Source organism: Coleofasciculus sp. E1-EBD-02, from assembly GCF_040218245.1.
Lineage (GTDB): Bacteria > Cyanobacteriota > Cyanobacteriia > Cyanobacteriales > Coleofasciculaceae > Coleofasciculus.
Genome location: NZ_JAVJQN010000122.1, coordinates 44,822 through 71,618, shown reverse-complemented (window position 1 = coordinate 71,618; position 26,797 = coordinate 44,822). Strand labels below are relative to the sequence as shown.

Genomic DNA, 26,797 nt, shown 5'->3' with positions numbered 1-26,797 from the left:
TGGAGCGCTCTATATCAATTTAATAATTTTATGGGTCGATGCCCTGTAGTCAATCGTAGACACGATTACTATAGTGTCTCTAACTGGGAACCGTTGGTTAAGGCTGATGTCGAGCAACAATGCCGGGTATCAGCCAAGCGTAAGCGTTAACGGTTATCGACCAAAAGTTACACCGTGGACTTATACCAAGACAGAATTACTTGTGGGTAGGTTTGTCTAGGTTTTTAGAAGCGGCAACAAGAGGATTACTCTAGCAGTAATGTCGTATGATTATCGATAAAAGCAGGTTTACCATTACTATCCATCGCGCTGAACGTTTGGAAATAGCGGCGGACAGGCGGAGGAAAATCGGGAAAATCAAAATAGGTGTCACCCACGGCAATATCTGCCCAAAAGTTGCGTAAACTGGGGGCAAGTTTATCGGCGTCGTGTTGGGGTAAACATAACGGTGGGGCGGTAAGTAACTTTACCATAAACGGATGAGAGCGATCGCCCATCCATTTTCGCGAAATTTCCGGCAGATTTTCCCAACCGGGTACAGAGGTGATGTGATGGGATTCTATCTGTAACCAGCGATTCCCTAAATTATCGGTTCGCAGTTCTAAGACTCGGTAGGGATGGGGATAGCTGACTAATGATCCAGTGGTAATATCATAGATTCCCTGGTGATAGGCGATATCCTGGACATGAAGATGACCCGTAAAGATTAAATTCACCCCAGCCGCTTTGAGCAGATTTAACAGGGTGGGGGCATTATCCAGCATATAGCGGCGTCCCAAGGGATGCTTTGATTGACTCGGTAGATGTTCGATGACATTGTGATGTACCATAACCACAATCAACTTATCCTTAGTCTGGGCAAGTACATCTTCAAGCCATGCTAATTGCGGTGCATCCAGACAACCCCGTTGTTTACCCGTCTGGTCAAATTGGTTGGAATTTAGCCCAATAAGCTGCACACCGGGGAAAATTTCACGGGTGTAGTAGAGTTGGTTGGGATTGTCATAGCCAAATTGATGATAATAGTGGGGAAAGTCTTTCAGTCCAATCGAACGTTCATCGGGTAATAGCGTGGGGACATCATGATTACCAGGTACAACGTAAATTGGGTAGGGTAGCTGGGACAATCGCCGTTGTAGCCAGTCATGGTTAGTCGGTTCGCCGTGCTGGGTTAAGTCTCCTGGAAGCAGGAGAAAATCTAGATCAAGATGTTCTAAATGGTTGAATACTAACTCTAGGGCAGGGATACTGATTTCCACTAAATGGAAACGGGTGGGAATATCCCAAATAGTTTTGGGCAGGGCGATGTGTAAGTCGCTGATTACTGCAAAGCGGGCATTTAAACTCATGAAATTTTTCCCTCTCTCAGCCCTTGGTTTCCAGGTTGAGTGTCGGATTTGTATTGGCTGCAAAAGCTTCTGTGAAAACTGAGATGTTTCTGGCATCTAGATTTTCACAAAAATTAATTATTCTGTATATTTTCGAGCCAGATTCCGACACAATCGCTAGATTAGAATTAGCATCTATCATCTATAAGCTAGTGCTTTACCGAAATCGAGCGGCACTATCCAGAGTTGAAATTCATTATACCATTATACCATTGTCAGAGGGGTAACACCCCTACTATTTACCAGGGTTTTGGAGAAAGTGGTTATGTTTGAAAAGATGCTTGTTGCCATAGATACCTCTGGTATGGGTGATCATGTTTTTGATCAAGCCGTAGAGTTAGCCAAAGCGGTCAAGGGTCATCTATTACTGTTGCACGTTCTGTCTCCGGAGGAAGACACGAGTCCGGGTATGCCAGGATTTTCCGAGGCGGACTATTATCCGTGGCGATTAGATGATGTGAATGTCAGCTACCGCAAGCAGTGGGACGAATTTGAAAGCGAATGTCTGGAGATTTTGCGATCGCGCACAGGTGACGCTACGGCGGCTGGTGTCATGGCGGAGTTTACCCAGGTGCCAGGAAGTCCGGGGGAAACCATCTGTAAGGTGGCGAAGAATTGGCAAGCTGATCTCATTATTATTGGTCATCGAGGTTTGTCAGGGCTTTCGGAGTTACTTTTGGGGAGTGCTAGTAATTACGTTCTTCACCATGCTCCCTGTTCAGTCCTGACGGTGCAATTACCTACTGTTAAAACGTCTTAATTCTGTAAAAATGATGGAATGGAATTCTGAATCTTTAGAAAGCCAAATTGGTATTCAATTTAAGCATAGTGATACACTTAGACTGGCTTTAATGCATCGCTCTTACGCTGAACAAATTGGAGAATATGAACAGAATAACGAGCGATTGAAATTTCTTGGAGACGCTATTGTTAATCTGGTAATTGCTGACTATTTATATCATAACTGTCCCTATTTAGAGGTGAGTAATTTTAAAGGCTTACGGGACAAGTTAGTCGAAGGACAACGGTTAACCAAACTTTGGTATCAATTGGGGTTAGGTGAAGGGTATCCGTTTCTGGGACTGACGCAAGAACGGCATCGCTTGCGTTTACAAAATCACAATCCCTTTGAAGAAGCATTGATAGCGTTAGTTGGGGCGATTCATCAGGATCGGGGGTTTTCTCAGGCGCGGAATTGGTTAGTTAAGCAGTTGATTGCGCCGTTGCTGGAGCGTCATTTAAAAAATATAAAAGAGCGTTCGTCACCGAATAAACAGTTAAGGTTTCTGGGAGATGCGGTATTGAAGGGGATAGTTGCGGATTATTTGTATGGCTATCTCCCCAATGTTAAAGTGGGCAATTTAAATGACTTATTTAAGGAATTGATCTCTAAAGAGAATCAATCCAACTTTATCAATCAAATCACGACTGAAGAGTTGACGGCGCTAAATTTGGGAAATGAGAAAGTTTTAGGCAAATCATTTAAGGCATTAGTAGCTGCCGTTTATCTGAATCGCAGTGCTGAAAATGATAAGCGGGGATTTGCGGAAACCGAAAACTGGTTTGTTGAACGGTTTATTGATCAGGAGCAGGTGTTAAGGAAGGCGATTCGTTTACTGATGCAGGATGGCAGATCACAAAAGTGGATTGTCCGACATGTTATGGGGTATGAAAGTAAAGATTATCATGCGGGGAGAGATCGGTTTAATCAGGTGATGGAAGGTTAGGAATGCGATCGCGTCCGCCATCGGTTCCCATCTTACACCTGACACGGGCGATCGCACTCATCATCCTATCGCCCCACATTGACGCAAAAATGCCCCGAATTCAAGGATTCGTCATTGTAAACGCCCCTCTGAAGGATAGTATTACTACTTGAGACTTCATCGTACACAACCATCATTATGAATATTCTGTTTGTTGCCGCAGAGGTAGCGCCCCTGGCAAAAGTCGGCGGTATGGGGGATGTTGTGGGTGCATTGCCCAAGTTCCTGAAGCGCTTGGGACATGATGTGCGGATTTTTATGCCCTATTACGGCTTTTTACCCGACAAGATGGAGATTCCCAAAGAACCTGTCTGGTGGGGATCTGCCATGTTTGAGTCATTCGCTGTCTATGAGACGGTATTACCCGGAACCGATGTCCCCCTCTATCTGTTTGGTCATCTCGCCTTCTCAGGACGCCATATTTACGCCGGAGCGGATGAAGACTGGCGATTTACTCTCTTTGCTAATGGCGCGGCTGAGTTTGCCTGGAACCACTGGAAACCGCAAATTATTCATTGCCACGATTGGCATACAGGCATGATTCCGGTGTGGATGAATCAATCCCCGGATATCTCTACCGTCTTTACGATTCACAACTTGGCGTATCAAGGTCCCTGGCGCTGGCGCTTACAGCAGATAACCTGGTGTCCCTGGTATATGCAAGGTCATAATACAATGGCAGCAGCGGTACAATTTGCGGATCGAGTGACTGTCGTGTCGCCAACTTATGCTGAACAAATTTGCACGGCTGAATACGGCGAAACGCTAGAAGGCTTAATGTCTTTCATTAGTGGTAAAACCGTCGGAATTCTTAACGGCATTGATACAGATAGCTATGACCCAGAAAACGACAAATATATAGAGCAACATTTTACTGCCGATACGCTGGAATTACGTCGCAAAAACAAAGTGACCCTGCAAGAAGAGGTGGGCTTAGAAGTCAACTCCAATGCCTTTTTCATGGGCATGGTCACGCGCCTGGTGGAGCAAAAGGGGATTGACCTATTATTACAAGTCATTGATCGCTTCTTAGCTTATACCGATGCCCAATTTATATTGCTGGCATCTGGTGAACGCTACTACGAAACCCAAATGTGGCAATTGGCATCTCGCTATCGGGGTCGTATGTCTGTCCAACTCCTTTATAGTGATGCTCTGTCCCGACGTATTTATGCGGGTTGTGATGCATTCCTAATGCCATCCCGCTTTGAACCTTGTGGCATTACTCAAATGCTCTCTATGCGCTATGGTTGTGTCCCCATTGTCCGGCGCACCGGGGGTCTGGTGGATACTGTTTTTCACCATGAACCGGTTAGCCAAACTGGGACAGGTTACTGTTTTGACCGCTATGAACCCTTAGACTTTTATACCTGTATGGTACGAGCTTGGGAAGGCTTCCGCTTTAAAGATCAATGGACAACGCTACAGCAGCGGGGGATGCGTCAGAATTTCAGTTGGGATAAATCAGCTAAACAGTATAGCCGCACCTACCGAGAGGTTTTAGGATTACCGCCAGAGGAGGAAAAGGTTCAAGCGCAAGAGGCAGATTCAACCCTTACAGGTGTTGTCAGTTAAACTTACTTCCTCACTTCCTCACCCAATCCCCGACCGATTTAATTAAGGCGTCGGGAATCTAAGGGGAACAGGTGATTCGTGATACTTGTAGGGGCGGGTTTGGGGACTTTCTGTGGGCTATTGATGGTAACATTTGTGCAAAACCCGCCCTTACTCAGTTTGCAGATGAACTACGAGACTTCGCTCCGTCCCCTGCACCTGGAGTCCTTCGGCTTCCCTGCATTTCCACTGAACCACAAGCGCGATCAATTCATGGTAAAATTTTAATTAACTACTGCCCAATAAAAATCGGAATTGAAGCTTTTTGTCTGAATCGAATTTTTCACCGATCAATTCTACCAACGATATCGAGATCGACCTTGATCGCTTAGAGGAAGTAAGCCTAGGTGAAGTGGAGTTAAAAGGTGAGCTGCTCGCCGCCTTGCTAAAGGTCATTTGCCTTAACCTAGAGGCGATTAAACAAGCTGAAGCTGTCAATGATTATTCAACTGTCGCCGGATGCGCCCATCAACTGAAAGGGGCGGCGGCTAATGTGGGTGTTTCATCTCTCCAAGCGATCGCGACTGAATTGGAGCGTCAGGCAAAAGCCGAGAATTTGTCCAATGCTGCCGATCTGCTTATTGCACTCGAAAGCCAGAGGTTAGGGGTAAAATCATATCTTTCCCACAAATTCCCCTAATATAGCATTGCGGTTAATCGGCTATGGCGAAAATTTTAGTGGTTGATGATGATTTGACGGTTCAGCTTGTGCTGAAAAATCTACTCACGAGTCAAAATCACGACGTCGCGATCGCCCCAAACGGAGAAGAAGCCCTACGTCAGGTTAAATTGCTCTATCCCGATTTGATTATATGTGATTGGATTATGCCTCGTCTGGATGGACTAGAAGTCTGTCGGCAAGTGAAAGCTGATCCGGAATTGGCAACCACGTTTATAATTTTGCTTACCATGCGCGATCAAATTACCGATCGCGTTCAAGGCTTAGATGCGGGTGCTGATGAGTTTATCTCCAAACCCATTGATATGGAAGAATTATTAGCACGGGTTAGGGCGGGGCTGCGATCGCGCCAATTAACTCAACAGTTAAGTCAAGCCCTGCGACAGTTGCAACAAACTCAGGCACAATTGGTGCAAACGGAAAAAATGGCAAGCTTATGGCAGCTTGTCGCCGGATTAGCCCATGAACTCAACAACCCTGTCACCTTTATTTACAGTAACCTCAGTTACGCTGAACGCTACACCCAAGACTTAATTGAACTCCTTAATCTCTACCAAGGAATCACCCCCAACCCTCCCCCCGATGTTATTGACAAAATTGAAACCGTCGATCTGAACTTTCTCATTGACGACTTGCCGAAAGTTTTATCTTCAATGCGCCGAGGAACCCAACGTATTCAGAAAATGGTTCTATCTCTACAAGAGTTTTCCCGGCAAAACCGTTCGGGTTTGCAATCGGTTGATATTAATCAGGAACTTGACAACACATTATTAATGTTGCACTACCGCTTAAAATCGAATCAACCCGAATTGAATATTGAGGTCGTCAAAGACTACGGCAACTTACCTTTAGTCGAATGTTATGCTTGTCAGCTAAATCAAGTGTTTCTGAATATTATGAACAACGCCATTGACGCCATTAGAGACAAGCCAGGTACAATGCCCGCTCGGATTAGGCTCCGGACGGAACAATTCGACAATAAGCATGTTAGGATTTGCATTGCCAATAGTGGCTCTTACATCCCCCCAGAGGTTAAAGCCCGTATCTTTGATCCGTTTTTCACCACTAAACCTATTGGGATGGGTACTGGCTTAGGACTAGCCATTAGTTACCAAATTATTGTCGGACAGCATAAAGGCTCACTTCAATGTTTTTCAGAACCCGGTAAGGATACAGAATTTCAGATTGAGCTGCCTACCTCTATCAAAGCCAAAACCGTATCCAATTAGACAACGGGTACGCATGATACCTATAGGGGCAACCCGTTTGCAAAAATTAACAACTGTATAGCATCACAGGAATACGGTAAGACATCAGTTGATCAAGGGAACAGACAACAGCAAAGAATGTCCTCTCCCTGCCTTGGTACTCCGATATCCATTCAATTGGCTGGGAATAACCTTGACACCTGTGTGTCATTTTAGCCCAAGCCAGCTACTATTGTTAAATTACCATTTAATCAGCCTGAAGGTTCACAGGCGATAAAAGCGAAATTGGTAAGCAGGTTCAACAAGACTTGACATTTTAGCAACTATTGTGTAGAGGTGTAGAGGCATAGAGACTTCCCTTAAACCCGGTTGGGTCATAACAGAAGTATCCACGCCAATTTTTTAGCTAAATTAAGGCATTAATCAGCAAAACTCATGTACCTTTGAGGTAACAACTCAGCTTCGGGAGCATAGCAAAAGTGATGAGGAGATATAGGTTTAAGGGTTGTTTTCAGCCAATCGGCAAAACTATGCACCATTGGGGATATCGGGTCATTGGTTCAGTGTTAGGTGGCACGTTACTTAGTGTGGCAGCTAACATCGCCAGTCTTGAGAGTATTGCCCAAGCGCAAACCAACCCACCCGCCAATCAAAAAGGCTCATTAGGAGAATCACTCCTAAATAACATGCTGGGGGCTGATGCCCTGCGCCCCCAAAACTCTGCCCCAAATACAACTCAACCTGCCCAAACAGCACCGACATCGACGCCTAGTCGGGGCAGACAAATCGTGCAAGCCACAACCTTTCCAGATATTCAAGGCAATTGGGCGCAAGCCTTTATCGAAGCCCTAGCCGCACGGGGAATCATCCAGGGATTTCCTGATGGGACATTTAGACCCAATGCCCCAGTTACCCGCGCTCAGTTTGCGGCGATGATTCGTCAGGCGTTTGAGCAACCCTTGGAACGTCCAGCCACTCAGTTTTCGGATATCCCAGCTAACTTCTGGGCATTGGATGCGATTCAAGAAGCCTATCGCATGGGATTTATGGAAGGATATCCCAATAATATTTTCCTTCCGGATCAAAATATCCCCCGTGTGCAAGTGCTAGTGGCATTAGTCAGTGGGTTGGATTTATCGGCTCCCGCTCAAACCACAGCCCTATTAAATCAAGCCTTTCAGGATGCCGCTCAAATTCCGGACTGGGCGCAGACTAGCGTCGCTGCCGCCACAGTAAACCAGATGGTGGTAAATTACCCGAATGTGGCGTTCTTGAATCCGAATCAGACTGCCACTCGTGCTGATGTAGCTGCTTTTATCTACCAAGCATTAGTCAGCCAAAATCAATTACCCCAAATCCCGCCCACCACTGTGGCAAGTCGTTACATTGTCGGGTACGAACCCATTGCCCAAGAACCACCCACACCACCCACACCGACACCGGAACAACTTGCTGCTTTGCGACGGCAGTATCTCTTGCCAGCACCGCCTGTGGAAGAACAATTGCGTCGGATTGTGCGTGGGGGTTCCAGTATTAATACCCCTACTGCCTTTGGCGCTCAAACGGGGAATATATTCTTCGGTGCTACCTATCAAGAGGACGTGCGGTTTTTCGATGAAGACGATGGTGCTGTTGTGGTTGGTTTTGGCGTCGGTGATGCGAGGAGAATCGTTGCTCTAGAAACTGCTGTTTCCATTTATGACTTATTTGGCGATACCTTTGAAGATGGCGGAGTTAGTTTCAAACTTCACCGCTTAATTGGTGATGATCTCGCTGTAGCAATTGGTGTAGAGAATGCCATTATTTGGGGCAATACGGATGGTGACCAGAGTGTTTATGGCGTTGTCAGTAAAGTTTTCCGTTTGCGGGAAAATCCCAATGATCCCTTTAGCCGCCTGACTGCCTCTGTTGGTCTCGGTGGAGGGCGTTTCCGTTCTGAAGATGATATTGAGGATAAAGACGGTACAACAAATGTCTTTGGTAGCGTTGGTCTGCAAGTGGTAGAACCCGTTACCTTAATCGCCGATTGGACGGGTCAAGATTTATATTTAGGTGCTTCAATTGTGCCGATTCAGGGTGTTCCTCTAGTGATTACTCCGGCTGTGGCTGATGTGACGGGTAACGCTGGCGATGACCCTCGGTTCATTTTGGGGATTGGTTATGGACTATCGTTCTAAAAAGTACAGATTGATTCACCTCCAATTCTTGGCCTAAGGGCATAGTAAGACTATCCGATTACGTTTCTACTCCCATCCCGCCAGAAGAATACCATTAAGTTTTCCTTCACAATTAGGGTTTGAGCTAGCGGGTGGGAGGTAATCTGAGACCGGGAAGGGAGTAACGAGACAAACGTTAGTTATATCAGGAGTAGAACAATGAGGCATTTTGCGTTTCAGTTCGGACTAGGTTTAGCTGTGGGAGTAGCAGGAATTTTATCGATGACGGCATCGAGCCAAGCCAAGCCTGTCCTATCAGATGTTACGGGCAATATTATTACCACCAGTGACATCGCGGGCGGTTTTGCTCCAAGTGAAGGTGGTGAACTCGTTATTGTATATAGAACATCTGAGATACAAGCGGATGTGGAAGACGCCGCTTGTCTAGTGAATGAACGACTTGCCCAGCAGAATTTGCCTGGTGTTGGTAATGACACGTCTCCCATTCCATCACCAGTTCAGGAAAACTTAGACCTTGTTTTGACTCGAACGGGTAACGTTGATGCAGGAGTAAATCAAATTCAAAACGCCCTCGTAAATGCTGGGGCGAATCCAACTCTTGCTCAGAATCTAGCGACTAGCCTAACCCGATTGACAGCAGGTTGCACCGTTGAGCCTGAGCAGTTTGCGGCTGTGGTTGAAGCGTACAATGCTTTAATTAGTGCCAGTAATTTTGAGTTTTTACGGGAACCGCCGGAAGAACTGCGAGCGATTCGTTCTGTTCTGGCTATTTTGTTAAACGCGGCTTTAGCGACCAATTAAACCAGGAAGCCTATAATTTGTAGTGGACTGACACAGCTAAAATTGTGGAATAGATTTTATCATTGAATCGGGCGCAAGTCTTTGCGCCCCTACAGTTTCCGGGCGTAATTCTAATTCATCAAATAAGGTGTGCTACGCCAGTAGGTTGGGTTCAGTAATTAAACCCAACTCTACTCATCTGACATACCTTCTTGGACTTAGTATTCTGAACCTCTAGGCATGTAGTCGTCCTCGTCTTCGTCCTCCAAATCGATGGGTTTATAATCCACATAGTCGCTGGCTGGCGGTTCTACCTCTTGCTCTGCCACAGATACCGTTGAGTCGTGGGGAGGACGACGCCTTTTTCTGGGCGGATAATCTGTGTCAGGTTCAGGATTGCGACTTGATGGACGTGAAGGGCGAGAACGACGACTAGGAGAAGTTGGTCTATCATCCCAGTCATTATCTACATCAGCCTCCCATCTGTCCGCAGGCGGTCTTGACGAACGAGTCGCAGGGCGTGAACGGCGTTTACGGGTGCGTTCTTCTGGGGGGACGTCATCGTAGACGCTGCGGCTTCTCGGACGACGACCCTCGGCTTCGTATCTGTCGCTGCGGCTATAGCGAGAATCGGCTGTTCCCCGGAGACGACGCCCAATGTAGGGATCTTCGTCTTCTATCGGTTCGAGTTCATCGAGTTCAGCCACCTGACGATAAACGTTGCTAACCGGGCGTTCGTCATCGACAACTTTTGTATTGCGCTTAGCTTGTTCGGTGGTGATCCCCCGTAGACGCAGGGTTTCAACCGCGAAGAAAATCACAGAACCCGTTAACAGAAACTGACCAAACTGGAGAATCGGATCAAGTCGCCATCCCTGAAATACCAAAATAAAGCCGCACAAGAGTCCGACGGCGGCGAAGAATATGTCGTGATCTCGTGCTAACTCCGGACGTACCGATCGCAAGAAATAAAGCCCTGCTCCGGCAACTGCCAAGAAAATACCCAGAATACTGGCTGAGTTCAGCCCAAAATTGACCATTGCTGCTCTCCTAAGTCAGTCCTATGGTAGCGAGTTTTGCCCATAAATCTCTACCTTAACTGGCTATGCCAAAATTTGTTGACCCAGTTGGCAGAATAAAGCTTCACGCCTAGTCTATTCTACTCAAGTTCAGGTTCTGGACGCTAGATAGGGAAAACAGGGCAGCGACTGACTGGGCTACCCTGTTCCTGGACAAAGGGTTCAAAAACGACCGCTCAAGCTTAGGAGCGTTGGATTTTATCCTTCTGGCTGATAAAGATCAGAGCAACAGTGGCGGGAATCACCACAATTACCCCACCCAAAACGAGACTCCAGAAAAAGTTGGCTAATGAGGGCGTCATAGAACTTTAATCCTTGTAACTATTGTTCATACTCATTTTAATACTCATTTTACCTTTTACTTTAACTGGCTTCCGACCCAGAGCTATTTTCTGCTTCAACCTAGACACTGGGCGCTATACCTCGGGTAAAGCGGGTTGGATGGGTTGGGCGCGATCGCTAATGCTCTGACGAGTTATGCCCAAAATATGAAGTTTTGTTACAAATGTATAGCTTAGGTGAACGCCTTCGTGAAATAATGTTATTCCATTAATCCACATCAGGTCGGGGAACCCTATGATTCCCCAGTTAAACAGTGTTTCTTGATTAACTAAATATACAATCGTTTCATCTGACGGTTATTGCCGTTGGTGTGACTCATTGAGGACAAGAAATTTTCTGTTCTTCTGTCCAAATTTAAGATGAATTTTGATTATTAGTTGTCAGTCAACCTGAGTTGTATAACTCAGGTGGTTTTTCTTGCTCTAATTCATCACTAAATAAATTCATGAGATTTTGTCTACATCATTTGTACAACTCACGGCTGGTATTTGTTGATATGGGAAGAAGCTAAAAGCTTTACTGGCTATAAGTTACAGCTTATGGTATTTGTTCTTTACATGGGATTTATTGGTACAAATCAAATAGACTTTGTTAAAAGCCAAAAAAATACTTGTCAAAACTAATATCAGGGTGCTATAAACAAAAAAAGATTAAAAAATGAATTATCGATAAGACAGTCATGCCAATACATATATTGGAAGTAACAGGTCAAAAACTGAGCTATAGGTATACCTTGTAATACCCATAGCATTGTCATCACTTTATATCCAATTAATTCGAGTAGTTTAGCTATTTTAGGGCGACAGGACGAACTGATTTATGTCTGCTGTTTTGGCGATACCTGCATTGCCGGAGTTGATGGCGATGACCCAGGGTGACAAGGATATTTGCATTGCCGTATTGGATGGACCCGTTGACCAAACCCATCCTTGCTTTGTCGGCAAAACCCTGACGCGCTTGCCGTCTCTGGTGAATGAGGAAGCTCGCCCGGATGGCAATATGTCGGTTCACGGGACTCATGTTTCCAGCATTATTTTGGGTCAACCGGGGAGTCCGGTGACCGGGATTGCACCCCAATGCCAAGGGGTGATTGTCCCTATCTTTTCCGATAGTCGCCGCCGTGTCTCGCAGTTAGACTTGGCGCGGGGGATTGAGCGGGCAGTGAACGCGGGGGCGCACGTCATCAACATCAGTGGCGGTCAACTCACGGATTTTGGGGAAGCCGACGGCTGGCTGGAGAATGCCGTGCGCTTATGTGAGCAGCAGAATGTTTTGCTGATTGCGGCGGCGGGTAATAATGGCTGCGAATGTCTCCATGTCCCCGCCGCCCTGCCCGCCGCCCTGGCGGTTGGCGCAATGGATGCCAACGGTAAGCCCTTGGACTTTAGTAACTGGGGTGACACCTATAAGACTCAAGGCATTCTTGCCCTCGGCAAAGATGTCTTGGGGGCAAAACCCGGTGGGGGAACTCAGACGCTGAGTGGTACAAGCTTTGCCACGCCGATTGTGTCGGGGGTGGCGGCGCTGCTGCTGAGTCTGCAACGGGAACGGGGGGAAACCCCTGACCCCCAAAGCGTGCGTCAAGTGTTGTTGCAGAGTGCATTGCCCTGTGACTTTGACCTGCCCGCTGATGCCGAGCGGTGTTTGGCGGGCAAACTTAACATATCTGGAGCTGTAACGTTACTAACAGGAGGAACTATGTCAGAGGAACTTGCATCAGCCGTTGATGCAGCCACCGTTGATGAAGCAGGCGTGGAAGGCGCAGGTTGCGGGTGTGGAGGGGGATTGACGAGTGGGACAGAAGCCCCAAGCGCTGAGTCTGCCCCGTCTTCACCCCCAGGGGCAATGCCCACGAATACTCCCAACCTGCAAAACCTGATGAATTCTGTACCCCAACCCCCTGCTATGCCCACTATGCCCAATCTTACTGCCAATTCCGTCACCGCCAGCGAAGCCCCCAGCGAGATCCCCTCTATGGGTGAAGTTGTCTATGTTTTGGGAACTCTAGGCTATGACTTCGGCACAGAAGCCCGTCGGGACTCATTTAAGCAACTGATGCCGCCCTTTGACTTTCAGGGGACGATGGTGCCGGCAAACCCCTATGATGCCCGCCAGATGGTGGACTATCTGGGAGACAATATGTCAGAAGCGCGATCGCTGATTTGGACGCTTAATATTGAACTGACTCCAGTTTATGCGATCGCGCCCACGGGTCCCTTTGCTGTGGATGCCTACCGCGCCCTCCAGGAACTTTTGGCGGGTCAAATCCAAGCCGAAAATGATGCTGAATATGTTGAGCGGGTCAGCATTCCGGGTATTTTAACCAAGCGCACGGTTAAACTCTTCTCCGGTCAAGTTATCCCGGTGATTGAACCCATAGGAACCCGGGGCATCTACGGCTGGAAGGTGAACAACTTGGTGAGTGCGGCAATGGACGCCGTACAAGCTGAGGAAGGAACAGCAGATGAAGGTCGTATCCGTCAGACGTTGGATGGCTTCCTCAACCGCATCTACTACGATCTCCGCAACTTGGGTACCACGTCCCAAGACCGCGCCCTCAACTTCTCGGTTACCAACGCCTTCCAAGCGGCGCAAACCTTCAGCCAAGCGGTTGCTGTGGGGATGGAACTCGACAGTATCACGGTTGAGAAGAGTCCCTTCTGTCGTATGGATAGCGACTGTTGGGATGTGAAGCTGAAATTCTTCGACCCAGAAAATAATCGTCGTGCCAAGAAGATTTTCCGATTTACGATTGATGTGAGTGACCTGGTTCCGGTTACCTTGGGCGAAGTCCGTTCTTGGTCTTCCCCTTACTAAGGGACAGCCAAATTTTGGTGAGGGTTGGGATAGTTGTAAAGGCACGGCAGTGCCGTGTCCCGACGATGAACGCCGAACCCTACACCGCTGTTCACTCTATACGTTAATGCGGAGAATTCTAAACCATGCGACTTCCTATACTGTCTCCCCCTGTCAAACGTCCCCATTTTGTCCAGCCGGCAAAGTGCGTGGATTTGGAAAATGGTCGGCTCGAAGATTTGGTGCATATTCGTATGGATTTGCTCCATGGCGCTAACTATAATGATCCGCCCGCCTATGCCAACCGCAGTTTTAACCAGGTGATGCACTCAAGTGCCAGCCAGGGCTGGGGTGGCTTTGGGGGCATGGGACGCTTCTTTTAAGGATCGGCAAGATGTCTGACGTTTAACCCAATCGGGCAGCGTCCTCAGTAAAGAAACGTAACCGATCATCACCATGACTCAAGCAACGGAAACCTTATGGCAAATTGGTAAACCGGGTAAAGGGGGGCAGGAGTTTGTCCAAGCGGGTGGCTGGCAAGCGGAATTTACCTACGTGGTTGGGTCTGATGCCGACTCGATAAACAAGCCCCAGATGCCACCGTTACTCGTGGTTCCAGGTCGCCAGACGAAGCCAAAGCGCAAACGCAAGCAACTGTTTGCCACAGAGAAACTGAATATCCAGTTTACTCTTACCCAGAGCTACAGCGCCGGTGAACTCACGCTTTTTTACGACTTTTTCGGCTCGGAAACAGACACCCTCTTGGTTGATGGTGAGGCTGTGGCTGAACTGGTGGGTGTGGGGGAAGGGAAACTCAAGCAAACCCAGACGCCTTTACCTGCCCTCAACGCTGGGGAACATACCTTAACCCTGACTACCGCTGGTGGAGTAGGAGATGGCGCCCATTGGATTGACTACCTCAAGCTCAACGGGGTTGTCGCCCCCCAACAATCAGAAACACTGAATAAAACGATGGCTAAGAAAAACGCTACTCCAGAAACGACTGTGAAAACGTCTTATGTGCCAACCACCCAAACTGGGCTACAAGATTATTCCTATTGGTGGAGTTACTGTAGGGAGCAGGCAAAGAACTCTGAGGGTGAAGCCAAGCCCTTCCGCCGGGGGCGCATCTGGGCTTAATCGTCCTGATTTTTCACGGAAGGTCTCAAAACTATTGTAGAGACGTTGCATGCAACGTCTGGGCGGGTTTAGTTACATCGGGTTGCAACCGAAAAGATAGTGGTGAAACCCGCCCCTACACGATTCACACTCACCTTGGGCTACATACTGTGAAAAGTCCGCCCCACTTTCCCTACCTTCTGCCCTCTGCCCTCTGCCTTCTTACACTCACACTTGATTACTGACTGTTCGCGCTATGGAATCCACGACACTGCCCCAAATTAAGCCCCACTTCCATGTGGAGATCATCGAGCCGAAGCAGGTATATCTCCTGGGAGAACAGGGCAACCACGCCCTGACTGGACAACTTTACTGCCAGATTCTGCCCCTGTTGAATGGGCAATACACTCTAGAACAGATTGTCGAAAAGCTGGATGGGGAAGTCCCCCCAGACTACATTGACTATGTGCTAAATCGCTTGGCGGAGAAGGGGTATCTCACCGAGGCGGCACCAGAGCTATCTTCAGAGGTGGCAGCATTCTGGAGTGAGTTAGGGATTGCCCCGCCTGTGGCAGCCCAGGGGCTACGGCAGTCGGTGACGCTGACAACGGTGGGTCAGGCTATTAGTGAGGTGACGGTGGCTGCGCTGAAAGCTGCTCTGGGGGATGTGGGCATTTCTGTGGCACCTCCCGACGCGGATTCGCCAACGGCGCTGCATGTTGTCTTAACCGATGACTATTTGCAACCGGAACTGGCGACGATTAACCAGCAGGCATTAGAGCGTCAGCAACCCTGGCTGCTGGTGAAGCCGGTGGGTAGTGTCCTGTGGCTGGGTCCGGTGTTTGTGCCGGGGAAGACGGGGTGTTGGCGCTGTCTTGCCCATCCTCTCCGGGGTAACCGGGAAGTGGAGTCGTCGGTGTTGCGGCAAAAACAGGCACAGCAGCAGCGTAATGGTCAGAATGGGCAGGGGATGCTGGGCTGCTTCCCTACAGCACGGGCGATGCTGCCCTCAACTCGGCAAACCGGGTTACAGTTGGCAGCGACGGAGATTGCTAAGTGGGTGGTTAAGCACTATATCACTACCACGACATCGGAAACGGCATACTTTCCCACCCTAGAGGGGACGATTCTCACGTTTAACCAGATGATTCTGGAGTTGAAACGCCATATCCTGATTAAGCGTCCTCAATGTCCCACCTGTGGTGATCCGCAACTCTTGCAACGACGGGGGTTTGAGTCGCTGAACCTGGAGTCGCGTCCCAAGCAGTTCACCAGCGATGGCGGTCATCGCGCCACTACCCCTGAACAAACGGTGCAGAGATACCAGCATCTCATTAGTCCGGTGACGGGAGTGGTAACGGAACTGGTACGAATTTCTGACCCAGCCAATCCCTTGGTGCATACCTACAAGGCGGGGCATAGTTTTGGTAGTGCCACCTCCCTGCGGGGGCTACGGAATAACCTGAAACACAAGAGTTCCGGTAAGGGGAAAACCGATAGCCAATCCCGGGCGAGTGGGTTGTGTGAGGCAGTAGAGCGGTATTCCGGTATCTTTCAGGGAGACGAACCCCGGAAACGGGCTACCCTGGCGGAACTGGGAGACTTGGCATTTCATCCGGAGTCACTGTTGTACTTTAGCGACGCCCAATATGCCGACCGGGACGAGTTAAATGCCCAGGGTTCAGCCGCCGCCTATCGCTGGATTCCTCATCGGTTTGATGCAGGTAAAGCGATTGACTGGACACCAGTTTGGTCGTTGACACAGCAGCGGCACAAATATCTCCCCACTGCCTTTTGCTACTACCTCTATCCCATGCCAGACGCCGAGCGCTTCTGTAAGGCGGATTCTAATGGGAATGCCACAGGGAATACCTTAGAAGAAGCAATTTTGCAAGGGTTCATGGAACTGGTGGAGCGGGATAGTGTAGCACTGTGGTGGTACAACCAATTGAGCCGCCCTGGGGTGGATTTGAGCAGCTTTGATGAGCCGTATTTTATCCAGTTGCAGCAGTTCTACCAGAAACAGAACCGGGAAATCTGGGTGCTGGATTTGACGGCGGACACGGGGATTCCGGCATTTGCCGGGTTGTCCTATAGCACGGTGGGAACCGAGCGAATCGCGATCGGGTTTGGCGCTCACCTCGACCCGAAAATTGCCATTCTTCGCGCCCTGACTGAGGTGAATCAAGTTGGGCTGGAACTGGACAAAATTCCTGACGATAAGCTTCAGGGTGAGTCGAAAGACTGGCTGCTAGAAGTGACTCGAGCGAGTCATCCCTGTTTAGTCCCCGATGCATCCCAGCCGATGAAGACTGCCCAGGATTACCCTAAGCGCTGGAGTGATGACATCTATACCGATGTAATGACTTGTGTGGAGATTGCCCAAGGGGTAGGGCTAGAAACCCTGGTGCTAGACCAGACGCGACCGGATATCGGGTTGAATGTGGTCAAGGTGATTATACCAGGAATGCGAGGCTTATGGTTGCGGTTGGGTCCAGGGCGACTCTATGACGTGCCAGTGAAGTTGGGGTGGCGAACGGTGCCCCTGGCTGAGGCAGAGATGAACCCGATGAATATTCCGTTTTAAGAGCTCGTTTGTGAAATGCCTAAGACAATCAGGGAGCTAAAGCAAATGCTTAAACAAGCTGGGTTTACATTATTACCCAAACGTGGTAAAGGTAGCCATTCTTATTGGATACATCCACTATTGCCAAAGCCAGTTGTTTTGTCAGGCAAAGATGCTGGGGATGCAAAACCTTATCAAGAGCGACAAGTAAATGCTGCATTGAGAAATGTCGAACAAACAGAGCAAGGGGAAGAAGAATGAAGTACAGCATTTTAATTCAATGGTCTGAGCCAGACGGAGCTTATGTGGCAAGTTTGCCAGAGTGGGGTGAGTATGCACGGACTCACGGTGACACCTATGAAGTTGCCTTGGAAAATGCCAAAGAGGTTCTGGAAGATTTGGTCTATGGCTACGGGCAAACCGGAAAGCCTCTGCCAACTCCAGAAATTTTACAAGTTGTCTAATAAGTTGTCTTTGACATAAATCAACATCATCATGCAACTTACCATCGACCTGCCGTTCGTAGTGGGCGCTTTAGCGCCTCCAATCTTGCCGCATCACGCCGAATTTGGGTGGCTGAAAATTGGCATCCACCCGATAGTTAAGAATTTGATTGGCAACTGATCATTCCCTTCAAACCAGGTGCCAACTAACAAGCTTCGCCGCAAGGTGGAAGGGGACTAACCCACCCTAACGGGTTAATAAAGTAAACAACAATATGAGGATTAGTCCAATGGACAAGAAAAACATCCTGCCCCAACAAGGCAAGCCTGTGTTCCGTACCACCACGGGTAAACTCCCCAGCCACTTGGCTGAACTGTCTGAAGAAGCTCTCGGTGGTAATGGTGCGGAAGCGTCTGTCACCGTTTGTACTTGCGCCTACGATGGTGACGAAGCATAAGGATCACCTAAGGTGCTAGTTACGAGTTGAATCTGTTTAGATTCCCGATAAATCCCCCTTTAAAAGGGGGATTTGATCCGATACCTCAAGAATAAGATCATGACTCTAAATTCTAGGCTTCAACATAATTATCTCAAAGAGCACCGCATCCAGTTTATGCGTGTCCATCAAGATGCTTTTGATGTGGAGCCAACGTTTATTCTTTCGCTTTTTGAAGAGACCGTCCAAGGAATAGAAGGGACTTGTGGGGTTGAAGCAATATGTACTGTTGAACAAGACCAATTGTTTCCAGTTCAGTTTCAAGTTTGCAATGATGAAGGAAAAACGTGGCCAAGTTCTTTAACCTATGCTGTCAAGTTGTTGGAGAAAGTTGAAAGTCAAGTAGGTGTTCGACTCAATCGCAATTTACTTGAGCAGTTTTTAGCAGTACACATGGGTTCTCATAAAATAGAAAATAACACGATAGGAATTTACCTACGACCGAAATATGAGGAGTCTTGTATAAAGGTATATTTGCACCTTAGTCTGGAAGAAGAACCTGAAGACTTAGTAAAGACAGCAATCCAACTTGATGGTGCTAGCTATTCGGCTGAAGTCATACAGGTATTACTTAAAATGAGGTGGAGCCACTTCTACTATTTCATTATGATGATCTTAACTATATTCGCAAAAATTTCCTGTTCAACAATTTAGGTGATCGGATTTACAACTTTTGTCAAAATCAAGATTGTATCACTTATGCGGCTGTGGCAGTTACAGAGCGGGAATTAGAAAAAAATCGATTAGATAAATTTAGTTTTATTTACAATAAAAGGGATGAATGTAAACATTTTCTGTTAGCGACAAAACAGGATAATTAATGAATGATAATTGATACAGCGCTTTCCTCTGCTATGAGGTACAACATCAATCTGGCAGTTTCAGGGATAGCGGGCTAATACTGTACTCCATAAGAGCGCGAAGCGCTGTAATTGACGGCTTTTGTGCCCCTACTCCTCTTCTAAGGATTGCTGCTGCGTTGAAAACCGTTGAATTCGTCTTTGAATATCGTCTAAAATACTTTCTACCTCGTTTAAATCACTTGACAACAAATAGTCTGATAAAATATCAAAAACCCTATCTAAATCAACCGAATAGTTTAACAACAATAAAAGGATGTCATTTTCATAAATACTGGCACGACTAAATTGTCCTTGACGATAGAGAGAAGGTAATGCGTAACACTTTAAAATTAGGAGTCCTATCACGGTGACACAGCGAACTTGTCGGTTGCCGAAGCTCTGTTCTGTTACAAACTCTTGCGATAGTTTTCGGAAGAGTTGGTTTTGGGTCAACAACAGGTCAACTTGTAATCCCTCAAATGTCCCCCGAATGAAATCTTTGTTTTCATTCTGGATAACTATCTCAGGGAAAGCATCAAGGTCAGCACGAGCCAAGATTAGGTCAATATCTTGAGTATTACGACCCTCTACATAACTCAGTAAAGCTACCCCACCAACCAAGACATAAGGAATCTCTCGTTCAGTCAACCTGTCAAACAGGACTTCAATAGCCTGAAAAAAATCATAACCGTCTGACATTAAATTGCGCCAATTCTTAACATCAAATAAAATTCCATTTCTGATAATTTCCCCGATCGCGGCTGTCATTGACTCACTTACCCAATCATCGTTTCCCATTATCCATCATCCATGAGCAATTACCCTTTCGCTGTTTCCCTCAATCCCGATATCCAAATCACAAGCACTGGAGATCACTACACCCTGCAATCAGCCGAAACTGATCCGACGGCTTGGCTCACCCTTGCCACAACGCCCGGAATCAGTATGGCTCTTGATCATCTCAAAGCAGGCAACACCACCACCGAATCGCTCATGCAAGGGTTAGCTGAACTTGATGGCGGGGCAGCTAGGGAACAGTTCACCCTGATGCTACAACAACTGGATGAGCGAGGCTGGTTGAGTTACGCCGTATTGCCCCTAGCCGTGGCGATTCCGATGGTGGATTCCGCCGAGTTGAATCTGACCGAACCCTACTGGACACAAACCCGTATCACCCTCTCCCGCTTTGCTTATCAGCATCCCTACGACGGCACAATGGTGCTGGAGTCGCCCCTGTCGAAGTTTCGACTCAAGCTCCTTGACTGGCGAGCAAGTGCAATCCTGGCTCAACTCGCTCAGCCCCAATCCCTAACCACACTCACACCCCCACCCTTACTCGGGCCCGAAACCGCCTATCAGTTCCTCAACTTGTTATGGGCGGCGGGCTTTCTGACGGCTGACCCCGAAACTCCCTCGCTCCAGCTTTGGGACTTTCATAACCTGCTGTTCCACAGCCGCAGCCGACTTGGTAGACATGACTACCCACTTACGGACGATGACATTGATCACTGGTCAGATTTCTCGGTGGTGAAGCCGCCCATGAGTGATCGGATTGTGTCCCTTCCGCATCCGAACCTGGGAGCATTGATGTGTAACGATGCCACACTAACAGAAGCGATTGAATCACGAAAATCAGTCCGAGACTATGACGATAACCATCCGATCACCCTTGAACAACTCGGAGAATTCCTGTATCGCACCGCCCGTGTCAAGGAATTACTTAGCGTAGAAGAGTGGTTCGGTAAAAATTGGCGAGAAATACTCGGTTTTGAAGCAGATATTGACTATGGCGAGTTGAGCCGTCGCGCCTATCCCAGTGGCGGGGCAATGTATGAATTAGAAATTTATCCAGTGGTGCGGCGATGTGAAGGGTTGGATATAGGCATATACCACTACGACCCGCTCAACCATCAACTAGAGCATATTACTGGGACAGATGATACTGTCTTTGCAGTGTCAGGTTATGACGGTTTGAACAACCTTTCAGAGCCTTTGGGAAAGCCACAAGTGCTACTGGTGATTACGGCACGGTTCGGTCGAATATTTCGTCGCTATCGCTCTATGGGTTATGCAGCCGTGCTTAAGCATGTTGGGGTACTACAGCAAAACTTTTACTTGGTGGCAACAAATATGGGTCTGGCTCCCTGTGCGCTGGGGGTTGGGGATAGCGATGCGTTTGGTCGGGCGGTGGGTCTAAACTATGTGGAAGAGTCGGCTGTCGGAGAATTTCTCCTCGGATCATTGCCTAAAAGTGATGTCAAAGCCAGTGGGCTGGAGTTAAGTCAGGTGGATGACTCACAAGAGCCTGCTGAAGCAACTGTATCAACCAGTGAGACTGAATCTGATGGGGTTGAGTCCGAATCCGAGTCGGCTACAGCACAAATGTGGGCAAGTGAGATTGAGCCAGCAGGGTTAGTAGCAGAAATTCAGCCGACTGAAGCTGTTGAGTTGGACGCTTCAGAGAGTCCAACTGATACTCTAGACTCATCAAGTCATGCAGTGGAATCTCTTGAATCTGAGTTAACCCCATCTTCATCTGAACCCACAGGATCAGATGAAGATGGGGATAGCCAGGTAGAATCCGATAGTGTTGAAAGTGAAATAGAGTCGGCGGCGGTTTCAGTCAGTGACGTTGAGAGTTCTGCCACCCCAACGATCGCACTCCATCCCCATGACCTGGATGATCGCATTCCCGGACTAGCTGAACTCCACAACCAAACCCTTGGCGACCCCCGGATCACGATTGTAATTCTAGACGGCGACCCAGACTACACATTATCCTGTTTTGCCGGCGCCCAAGTCTCTAAAGTTGTTCCCTACTGGCATGAACCCGCAGAACCCCCCAGCCCAGAAGATTACGCCACATTCCAAGCCATTCGGGACAAAGGACTCAAGGGTCAAGAGAAAGAAGACGCACTTAATGCTGCCCTCCCAGAAGATATCAAAGCGCGTGTTGAACTCAACGACCATGCCTGTCACGTCACCAGTAACATCGTAGGTCAAGAACATAGCCCTGTTTTCGGCATTGCTCCTAACTGCCGGGTGATCAATATGCCCCACGATGCCGTAACTTCTGCGGACTATGCGGATCTGCTCTCTCCCCTCAACTTAGCCCGTGCCTTCGACTTAGCGTTAGAATTAGGTGCAAATATTATCCACTGTGCTTTTTGTCGCCCCACCCAAACCAGCGAAGGGGAAGAACTCCTCGTCCAAGCGATTAAAAAATGCCAAGACAACAACGTCTTAATCGTCGCGCCCACGGGGAACAATTCCAATGAATGCTGGTGTCTGCCTGCGGTGATATCGGGTCCTCTAGCCGTAGGCGCTGCCAACGTAGATGGCACACCAGCTCACTTTAGCAACTGGGGCGGCAACAACACAGACGAAGGTATCTTGGCTCCCGGTGAAGATATTCTAGGGGCGCAACCCTGCACCGAAAAACCTGTGCGCCTAACCGGAACCAGCATGGCAGCTCCCGTGATGACTGGAATCTCCGCCCTGCTAATGAGTCTACAACTGAAAGAAGGCAAACCCGTCGATGCCGAAGCCGTCCGCATGGCACTGCTCAACACCGCGATTCCCTGTAACCCCGATGTTGTCGAAGAACTAGAACGCTGTCTACGCGGCTTTGTGAATATCCCTGGTGCGATGAACGTGCTATTTGGGCAACCCTCCGTCACCATTTCCTTTGCTGGCGATCAAGTAACCCGCACCGAACGCGCCGGCTATGCCATGCCCACCCCCGCCAGCATTACTGCCACCAGCCCCGCCGTACAACCCGCTACACCCACAGAAGCCTCAGTTATCGCGGCGGCTGACTCCGATGCTGCACTAGCCAACCCCGCCACCGTTGAAGCCAGCACCGCCTTTTCCGGTAACGTTTACGCCCTTGGCACCCTGGGCTACGACTTTGGCGATGATGCCCGCCGCGATACATTCAAGCAACTGATGGCACCTGCCGAAATTGACGGTATCATGGTACCGCCAGATCCCTACGATCCGCGCCAAATGCTGGAACACCTAGATCGCTACCCCGACGAACGGCGCTCCCTAATCTGGACACTCAACCTGGATCAAAACACCATCTATGTTTTAGAACCCAAAGGACCCTTTGCTGACGATATTTATGAAATGTTCCTGCAAATGTTGGCAGGGCAATTAGAGCCAGAAACCAGCGATGGCTTTGTGGAGCGGATCAGTCTACCCGCTCGCCGCACCACCCGCACCGTGGAACTCTTTTCCGGGGAAGTCGTGCCTGTTGTAACCGTAAATAACGTGCGCGGGATGTATGGTTGGACCGTCAACGCCCTCGTAAACGCTGCCCTAGCCGCGATTAGTAACCAATTTGACCCCGACCAAGCACCCCTAATCCAGGAAGCCTTAAGCGCCTTCCTGAATCGCGTCTACCACGACTTACGGAACCTGGGACAAACCTCACGCGATCGCGCCCTCAACTTCGCCGCCACCAACATCTTCCAATCCGCCTCCGTCTTTGCCGAAGCGATCGCCTCTTTTCGTCAACTGGACACGATTGAGGTGAAGAAAAGCCCCTACTGTCGAATTAACAGCGATTGCTGGGATGTATTACTAATCTTCTTTGACCCCGAAAACGGTCGGCGATCGCGGCGAGTCTTCCGGTTTACCCTAGATGTGGCGCTGAATATGCCTGTCACCATTGGTCGGATCAAGCGCTGGTCAATCCCTGGAAAGTCTCACAGTTAATTCATTGGTCATTGGTCATTGGTCATTGGTCATTGGTCATTTGTCATTTGTCATTTGTCATTTGTCAACAGTCATAACAAGATTGCCAGAGTTCTCGTAGGTTGGGTAGAGCGTAAGCGAAACCCAACACCATCGTTAGCCTGTTGGGTTACTCGACTGGCTCGGCACACCTAATTTTGTGGATTAAAATTGTAGGGGCGCACCGACGTGCGCCCTTTTCCCGCACCGACGTGCGCCCTTTTCCCGCACCGACGTGCGACCATCAAACCGTCAAATCTATCCCACAATTTTAGAGGTCTTGATGGTGCGTTACGCTTCGCTTTGATGGTGCGTTACGCTTCGCTAACGCACCCTACAGATAGAGGTTATGGGTAACGACGCTTCGCTCTTCCTAGACATAATAGAATGCAACTTGGTTTAAGCTCAATAAGTAAGACTATGGGAATAGAATTTAACCATTTATATGTCACGCTCGACAGAGATACCCTAGAATCAATCGCCCAATCCGACTTCATTAACCAATCATTCTGCACAGTATCCAGAGATACCGTAGAAACGGATACAGAACGTTGGTCGGGAATTTATCTCAGGGGAAACTATGCCTATCTTGAACTTTTTCCTCCAGGAGGTGCTGAAGGATTGAGCGAAGGGTTTTCGGGTATTGGGTTCAATACTCAACAAGCCGGACAAATTGATAGTGTAGCGAAAAAACTAAGAGGATTAAGCGCCAAAGAAACATTTTCTGATTTGCAAGTTCGTCACACCCAATCTGGAAAAGTCCCCTGGTTTCATTACTTGACACTCAACCCATCCGAGAGAGAAGCCTTCGCGGCGTGGTTAATGGAATTTCATCAGGATTATTTAGAGTATAAAAACATCAAACTCACCCCTGGGGGTTGCTTTGACCGTGCGGCGTATCTGAAAACCTTAGATACGTCCGAAACATCTTTATTTGAGGACATATCAGACGTTCATCTTGAATTAACTGTATCGGAACATGAGGAACTGGCATTACTGCTGCGAGCCTTTGGCTATCACGCATCTGGTTTAGGAGATATTACCATCTATCGTTCTGATGGTTTTACAGTACAAGTATCTCAGAACGCGGCGCCAAGGTATCGAATTCGCCAAATTGTTTGCACAATGAAAGAGCAACTGCATCCGGAAAAAACCTTCACCTTCGGTGACAATGCCCAGTTAACTGTCGGTAGAGAATTGGCAATTTGGAAATTTGGATAACTGAATGAATACAGCGGTTGGCAACCGGGTGAGGTACAGGCGTGAGGGCGCAAGGATGGTGTCCCTACATTTTTCAAAAGGTGGAGAATTCAAAGCCTCTCTCCTCGCAGGAGAGAGGTTTTCCAGAGAGGTTTTTCAGATTGAACCGTAAGAATTACTTCCCAGCAACACAAAGCGCGGGTTGGGAGTCCTTTTCCATAACCTGAGAGGCGTAGTGACTTGACTTAGCAATATATATGCCGAGTAAAACTACAGCAAACGCCAATCCGTTAAACAAGCTTAAGTGTTCGGCAAACAGAACCCACGCCACTAACGCCGCCAGTACAGGATCAAGAAGCAGGAATACACCCACTAAGCCAGAAGATAAGCGTTTGAGGCTATATGCCTGAAGTCCTTGACCAACGACTTGACAGACAATCGCTAAACCGATAACTGATAACCAGCCTGAACCCGAAATCGGGAACAGTCTGTCTTCAGTTAGCAGGACAACGGGTAACGTTACTACTGTTCCCACTAAGCAGCACCACATAATAATGTTTGTGGCATCCCACTTAGCACGCAGTTTTTCAATCAGCATCAAGTTGGCGGCGGAAAACAGGGCGGATAACAACGCGGCAATATCTCCGGCAAAGTTATCCGTCGCGACTTGTAAATCATCAAGTCCCAGGGCAGTTGCCCCCACCATTGCCATCATCAACCCCATCAAAAACCGACTGTCAAAGTGTTGACCGAATATCAACCATACTCCCAGGGTTGTGAATAAGGGAGTCAGGTTATGTAAAATGGTGGAATTGGCAACGCCTGTTTGGGTGAGAGACCATGCCCAAAGTGCCAAACACCCCCAGAACATTACTCCAGCCGCAATTAACATGAGCCAATCGCGAACGGTATACTCTGACTGAGGTACAGACGATTGTTCATCGGGTTGCGATCGCGCCCTTGACTGGTTCAATAGCCATAAGACGATAAAGGCAATCCAGAAGCGATTAAAGATGGTGGCAAATGGACCAAGTTCTCGTTCGCTCAATCGGATAAATATAGCCGCAAGGGATAAAGCGACGATGGCTGTAAATATGGCAAATAGAGCCATCATCGTTGGACTAGGGTTGAGCTGAGATTGGGATAAGTGTAATGGTTGAGTTTTCTGTATCATTTAAAGTTAATAGAAAATTACTTGCTCTTTTAATTCCGATAACTATAAATAGCTTTGGTCAATTCAATCAATCAATCAATCAATCATTCATTCATTATCGTTAGGTTGTCATCTCATTGATTATTTTTATGGATTTTATTGGGTTCTAAATATGAATATATTTATATACAATTAAATTCAACTTCGTTGTAAAATATCAACCGTTTCCGCACCTTTATTTTCACAAATCATTTAAACTCACGTGAGTTTATCTGATTTGCCTTGTGCCAGAGGGCGCAAAGACAGGGCGCAAAGAACGTCTACATTTTATTTAAAGAAGAAAAGCCCCTTTGATATTTTGGATTGTAGAAGCTTTTACTTTTTAACTAACGCTACTAGGTATCTTAA

The 26,797-nt window shown here is 48.0% G+C and carries 24 protein-coding genes and 1 pseudogene; 20 read left to right on the top strand and 5 right to left on the bottom strand.

Annotation, left to right across the window (positions count from 1 at the left end; all coding sequences use genetic code 11):
* Positions 1 to 245: 245 nt before the first annotated feature.
* Complete coding sequence (locus RIC07_RS19885; protein WP_446396031.1) at positions 246 to 1,349, bottom strand: metallophosphoesterase family protein; 1,104 nt, start codon at positions 1,347 to 1,349, stop codon at positions 246 to 248.
* A gap of 304 nt (positions 1,350 to 1,653) precedes the next feature.
* Here RIC07_RS19885 and RIC07_RS19880 point away from each other — a divergent pair, with 304 nt between their 5' ends.
* The 8 genes from RIC07_RS19880 to RIC07_RS19845 all read left to right on the top strand — a co-directional run bounded on the left by RIC07_RS19880 (position 1,654) and on the right by RIC07_RS19845 (position 9,633).
* Positions 1,654 to 2,148 (top strand): universal stress protein, encoded by a 495-nt coding sequence (locus tag RIC07_RS19880; protein WP_446396030.1) that lies wholly within the window; start codon positions 1,654 to 1,656, stop codon positions 2,146 to 2,148.
* A gap of 13 nt (positions 2,149 to 2,161) precedes the next feature.
* Entirely contained in the window at positions 2,162 to 3,115 is a 954-nt protein-coding gene (locus RIC07_RS19875) for a ribonuclease III domain-containing protein (protein ID WP_446396029.1), read from the top strand.
* Positions 3,116 to 3,117: 2 nt separating this feature from the next.
* Positions 3,118 to 3,267 (top strand): hypothetical protein, encoded by a 150-nt coding sequence (locus RIC07_RS19870; protein ID WP_446383251.1) that lies wholly within the window; start codon positions 3,118 to 3,120, stop codon positions 3,265 to 3,267.
* A gap of 25 nt (positions 3,268 to 3,292) precedes the next feature.
* A complete protein-coding gene (gene glgA / locus RIC07_RS19865) occupies positions 3,293 to 4,729 on the top strand; it encodes a glycogen synthase GlgA (RefSeq protein WP_446396028.1) in 1,437 nt (478 codons plus the stop codon).
* 304 nt (positions 4,730 to 5,033) lie between these two features.
* Entirely contained in the window at positions 5,034 to 5,408 is a 375-nt protein-coding gene (locus RIC07_RS19860) for an Hpt domain-containing protein (protein ID WP_446396027.1), read from the top strand.
* 23 nt (positions 5,409 to 5,431) lie between these two features.
* Positions 5,432 to 6,676: a hybrid sensor histidine kinase/response regulator gene (locus tag RIC07_RS19855; RefSeq protein WP_446396026.1), complete on the top strand. Its 1,245-nt coding sequence runs from the start codon at positions 5,432 to 5,434 to the stop codon at positions 6,674 to 6,676.
* A 509-nt stretch (positions 6,677 to 7,185) separates the two neighbouring features.
* Complete coding sequence (locus tag RIC07_RS19850) at positions 7,186 to 8,832, top strand: S-layer homology domain-containing protein (RefSeq protein WP_446396025.1); 1,647 nt, start codon at positions 7,186 to 7,188, stop codon at positions 8,830 to 8,832.
* Between the two features lie 198 nt (positions 8,833 to 9,030).
* Positions 9,031 to 9,633, top strand: coding sequence for a hypothetical protein (locus tag RIC07_RS19845; protein ID WP_446396024.1), 603 nt, complete (start codon positions 9,031 to 9,033; stop codon positions 9,631 to 9,633).
* A 197-nt stretch (positions 9,634 to 9,830) separates the two neighbouring features.
* Here the strand turns inward: RIC07_RS19845 and RIC07_RS19840 are convergent, their stop codons facing one another.
* Together RIC07_RS19840 and psbX are read right to left on the bottom strand one after the other, a co-directional pair.
* Positions 9,831 to 10,652, bottom strand: coding sequence for a Ycf66 family protein (locus RIC07_RS19840; RefSeq protein ID WP_446396023.1), 822 nt, complete (start codon positions 10,650 to 10,652; stop codon positions 9,831 to 9,833).
* Positions 10,653 to 10,873: 221 nt separating this feature from the next.
* Entirely contained in the window at positions 10,874 to 10,993 is a 120-nt protein-coding gene (psbX, locus tag RIC07_RS19835; protein ID WP_006100705.1) for a photosystem II reaction center X protein, read from the bottom strand.
* 859 nt (positions 10,994 to 11,852) lie between these two features.
* Here psbX and RIC07_RS19830 point away from each other — a divergent pair.
* The 10 genes and pseudogenes from RIC07_RS19830 (at position 11,853) to RIC07_RS19785 (ending at position 19,275) form a co-directional block, all read left to right on the top strand.
* A complete protein-coding gene (locus RIC07_RS19830; protein ID WP_446396022.1) occupies positions 11,853 to 13,850 on the top strand; it encodes a S8 family peptidase in 1,998 nt (665 codons plus the stop codon).
* Positions 13,851 to 13,975: 125 nt separating this feature from the next.
* A complete protein-coding gene (locus RIC07_RS19825; protein WP_446396021.1) occupies positions 13,976 to 14,212 on the top strand; it encodes a cyanobactin biosynthesis system PatB/AcyB/McaB family protein in 237 nt (78 codons plus the stop codon).
* Positions 14,213 to 14,285: 73 nt separating this feature from the next.
* A complete protein-coding gene (locus RIC07_RS19820; RefSeq protein ID WP_446396020.1) occupies positions 14,286 to 14,969 on the top strand; it encodes a cyanobactin biosynthesis PatC/TenC/TruC family protein in 684 nt (227 codons plus the stop codon).
* A gap of 235 nt (positions 14,970 to 15,204) precedes the next feature.
* Positions 15,205 to 17,535, top strand: coding sequence for a TOMM precursor leader peptide-binding protein (locus tag RIC07_RS19815; protein ID WP_446396019.1), 2,331 nt, complete (start codon positions 15,205 to 15,207; stop codon positions 17,533 to 17,535).
* A gap of 15 nt (positions 17,536 to 17,550) precedes the next feature.
* Positions 17,551 to 17,775 (top strand): type II toxin-antitoxin system HicA family toxin, encoded by a 225-nt coding sequence (locus RIC07_RS19810; protein ID WP_446396018.1) that lies wholly within the window; start codon positions 17,551 to 17,553, stop codon positions 17,773 to 17,775.
* Complete coding sequence (locus tag RIC07_RS19805; RefSeq protein ID WP_446396017.1) at positions 17,772 to 17,978, top strand: type II toxin-antitoxin system HicB family antitoxin; 207 nt, start codon at positions 17,772 to 17,774, stop codon at positions 17,976 to 17,978. The genes RIC07_RS19810 and RIC07_RS19805 overlap by 4 nt, the downstream gene beginning before the upstream one ends.
* Positions 17,979 to 18,009: 31 nt before the next feature.
* Entirely contained in the window at positions 18,010 to 18,138 is a 129-nt protein-coding gene (locus tag RIC07_RS19800) for a hypothetical protein (protein ID WP_446396016.1), read from the top strand.
* A 109-nt stretch (positions 18,139 to 18,247) separates the two neighbouring features.
* Positions 18,248 to 18,412 (top strand): annotated as a pseudogene (locus RIC07_RS19795) (microcyclamide/patellamide family RiPP); the annotation flags it as partial.
* Positions 18,413 to 18,514: 102 nt separating this feature from the next.
* Complete coding sequence (locus RIC07_RS19790) at positions 18,515 to 19,108, top strand: LynF/TruF/PatF family peptide O-prenyltransferase (protein WP_446396015.1); 594 nt, start codon at positions 18,515 to 18,517, stop codon at positions 19,106 to 19,108.
* Complete coding sequence (locus tag RIC07_RS19785) at positions 19,036 to 19,275, top strand: DUF5838 family protein (protein ID WP_446396014.1); 240 nt, start codon at positions 19,036 to 19,038, stop codon at positions 19,273 to 19,275. The genes RIC07_RS19790 and RIC07_RS19785 overlap by 73 nt, the downstream gene beginning before the upstream one ends.
* 129 nt (positions 19,276 to 19,404) lie before the next feature.
* Here the strand turns inward: RIC07_RS19785 and RIC07_RS19780 are convergent, their stop codons facing one another.
* Positions 19,405 to 20,064: a hypothetical protein gene (locus tag RIC07_RS19780; protein ID WP_446396035.1), complete on the bottom strand. Its 660-nt coding sequence runs from the start codon at positions 20,062 to 20,064 to the stop codon at positions 19,405 to 19,407.
* Between the two features lie 42 nt (positions 20,065 to 20,106).
* Here RIC07_RS19780 and RIC07_RS19775 point away from each other — a divergent pair, with 42 nt between their 5' ends.
* Both RIC07_RS19775 and RIC07_RS19770 read left to right on the top strand, forming a co-directional pair.
* Positions 20,107 to 24,018: a PatA/PatG family cyanobactin maturation protease gene (locus RIC07_RS19775; protein ID WP_446396013.1), complete on the top strand. Its 3,912-nt coding sequence runs from the start codon at positions 20,107 to 20,109 to the stop codon at positions 24,016 to 24,018.
* A gap of 438 nt (positions 24,019 to 24,456) precedes the next feature.
* Positions 24,457 to 25,257, top strand: coding sequence for a DUF5829 family protein (locus RIC07_RS19770; protein ID WP_446396012.1), 801 nt, complete (start codon positions 24,457 to 24,459; stop codon positions 25,255 to 25,257).
* A 154-nt stretch (positions 25,258 to 25,411) separates the two neighbouring features.
* On the opposite strand, the gene RIC07_RS19765 is transcribed toward RIC07_RS19770, so the two are convergent.
* Positions 25,412 to 26,410, bottom strand: a complete 999-nt coding sequence (locus RIC07_RS19765) for a DMT family transporter (RefSeq protein ID WP_446396011.1) — start codon at positions 26,408 to 26,410, stop codon at positions 25,412 to 25,414.
* Positions 26,411 to 26,797: the final 387 nt, after the last annotated feature.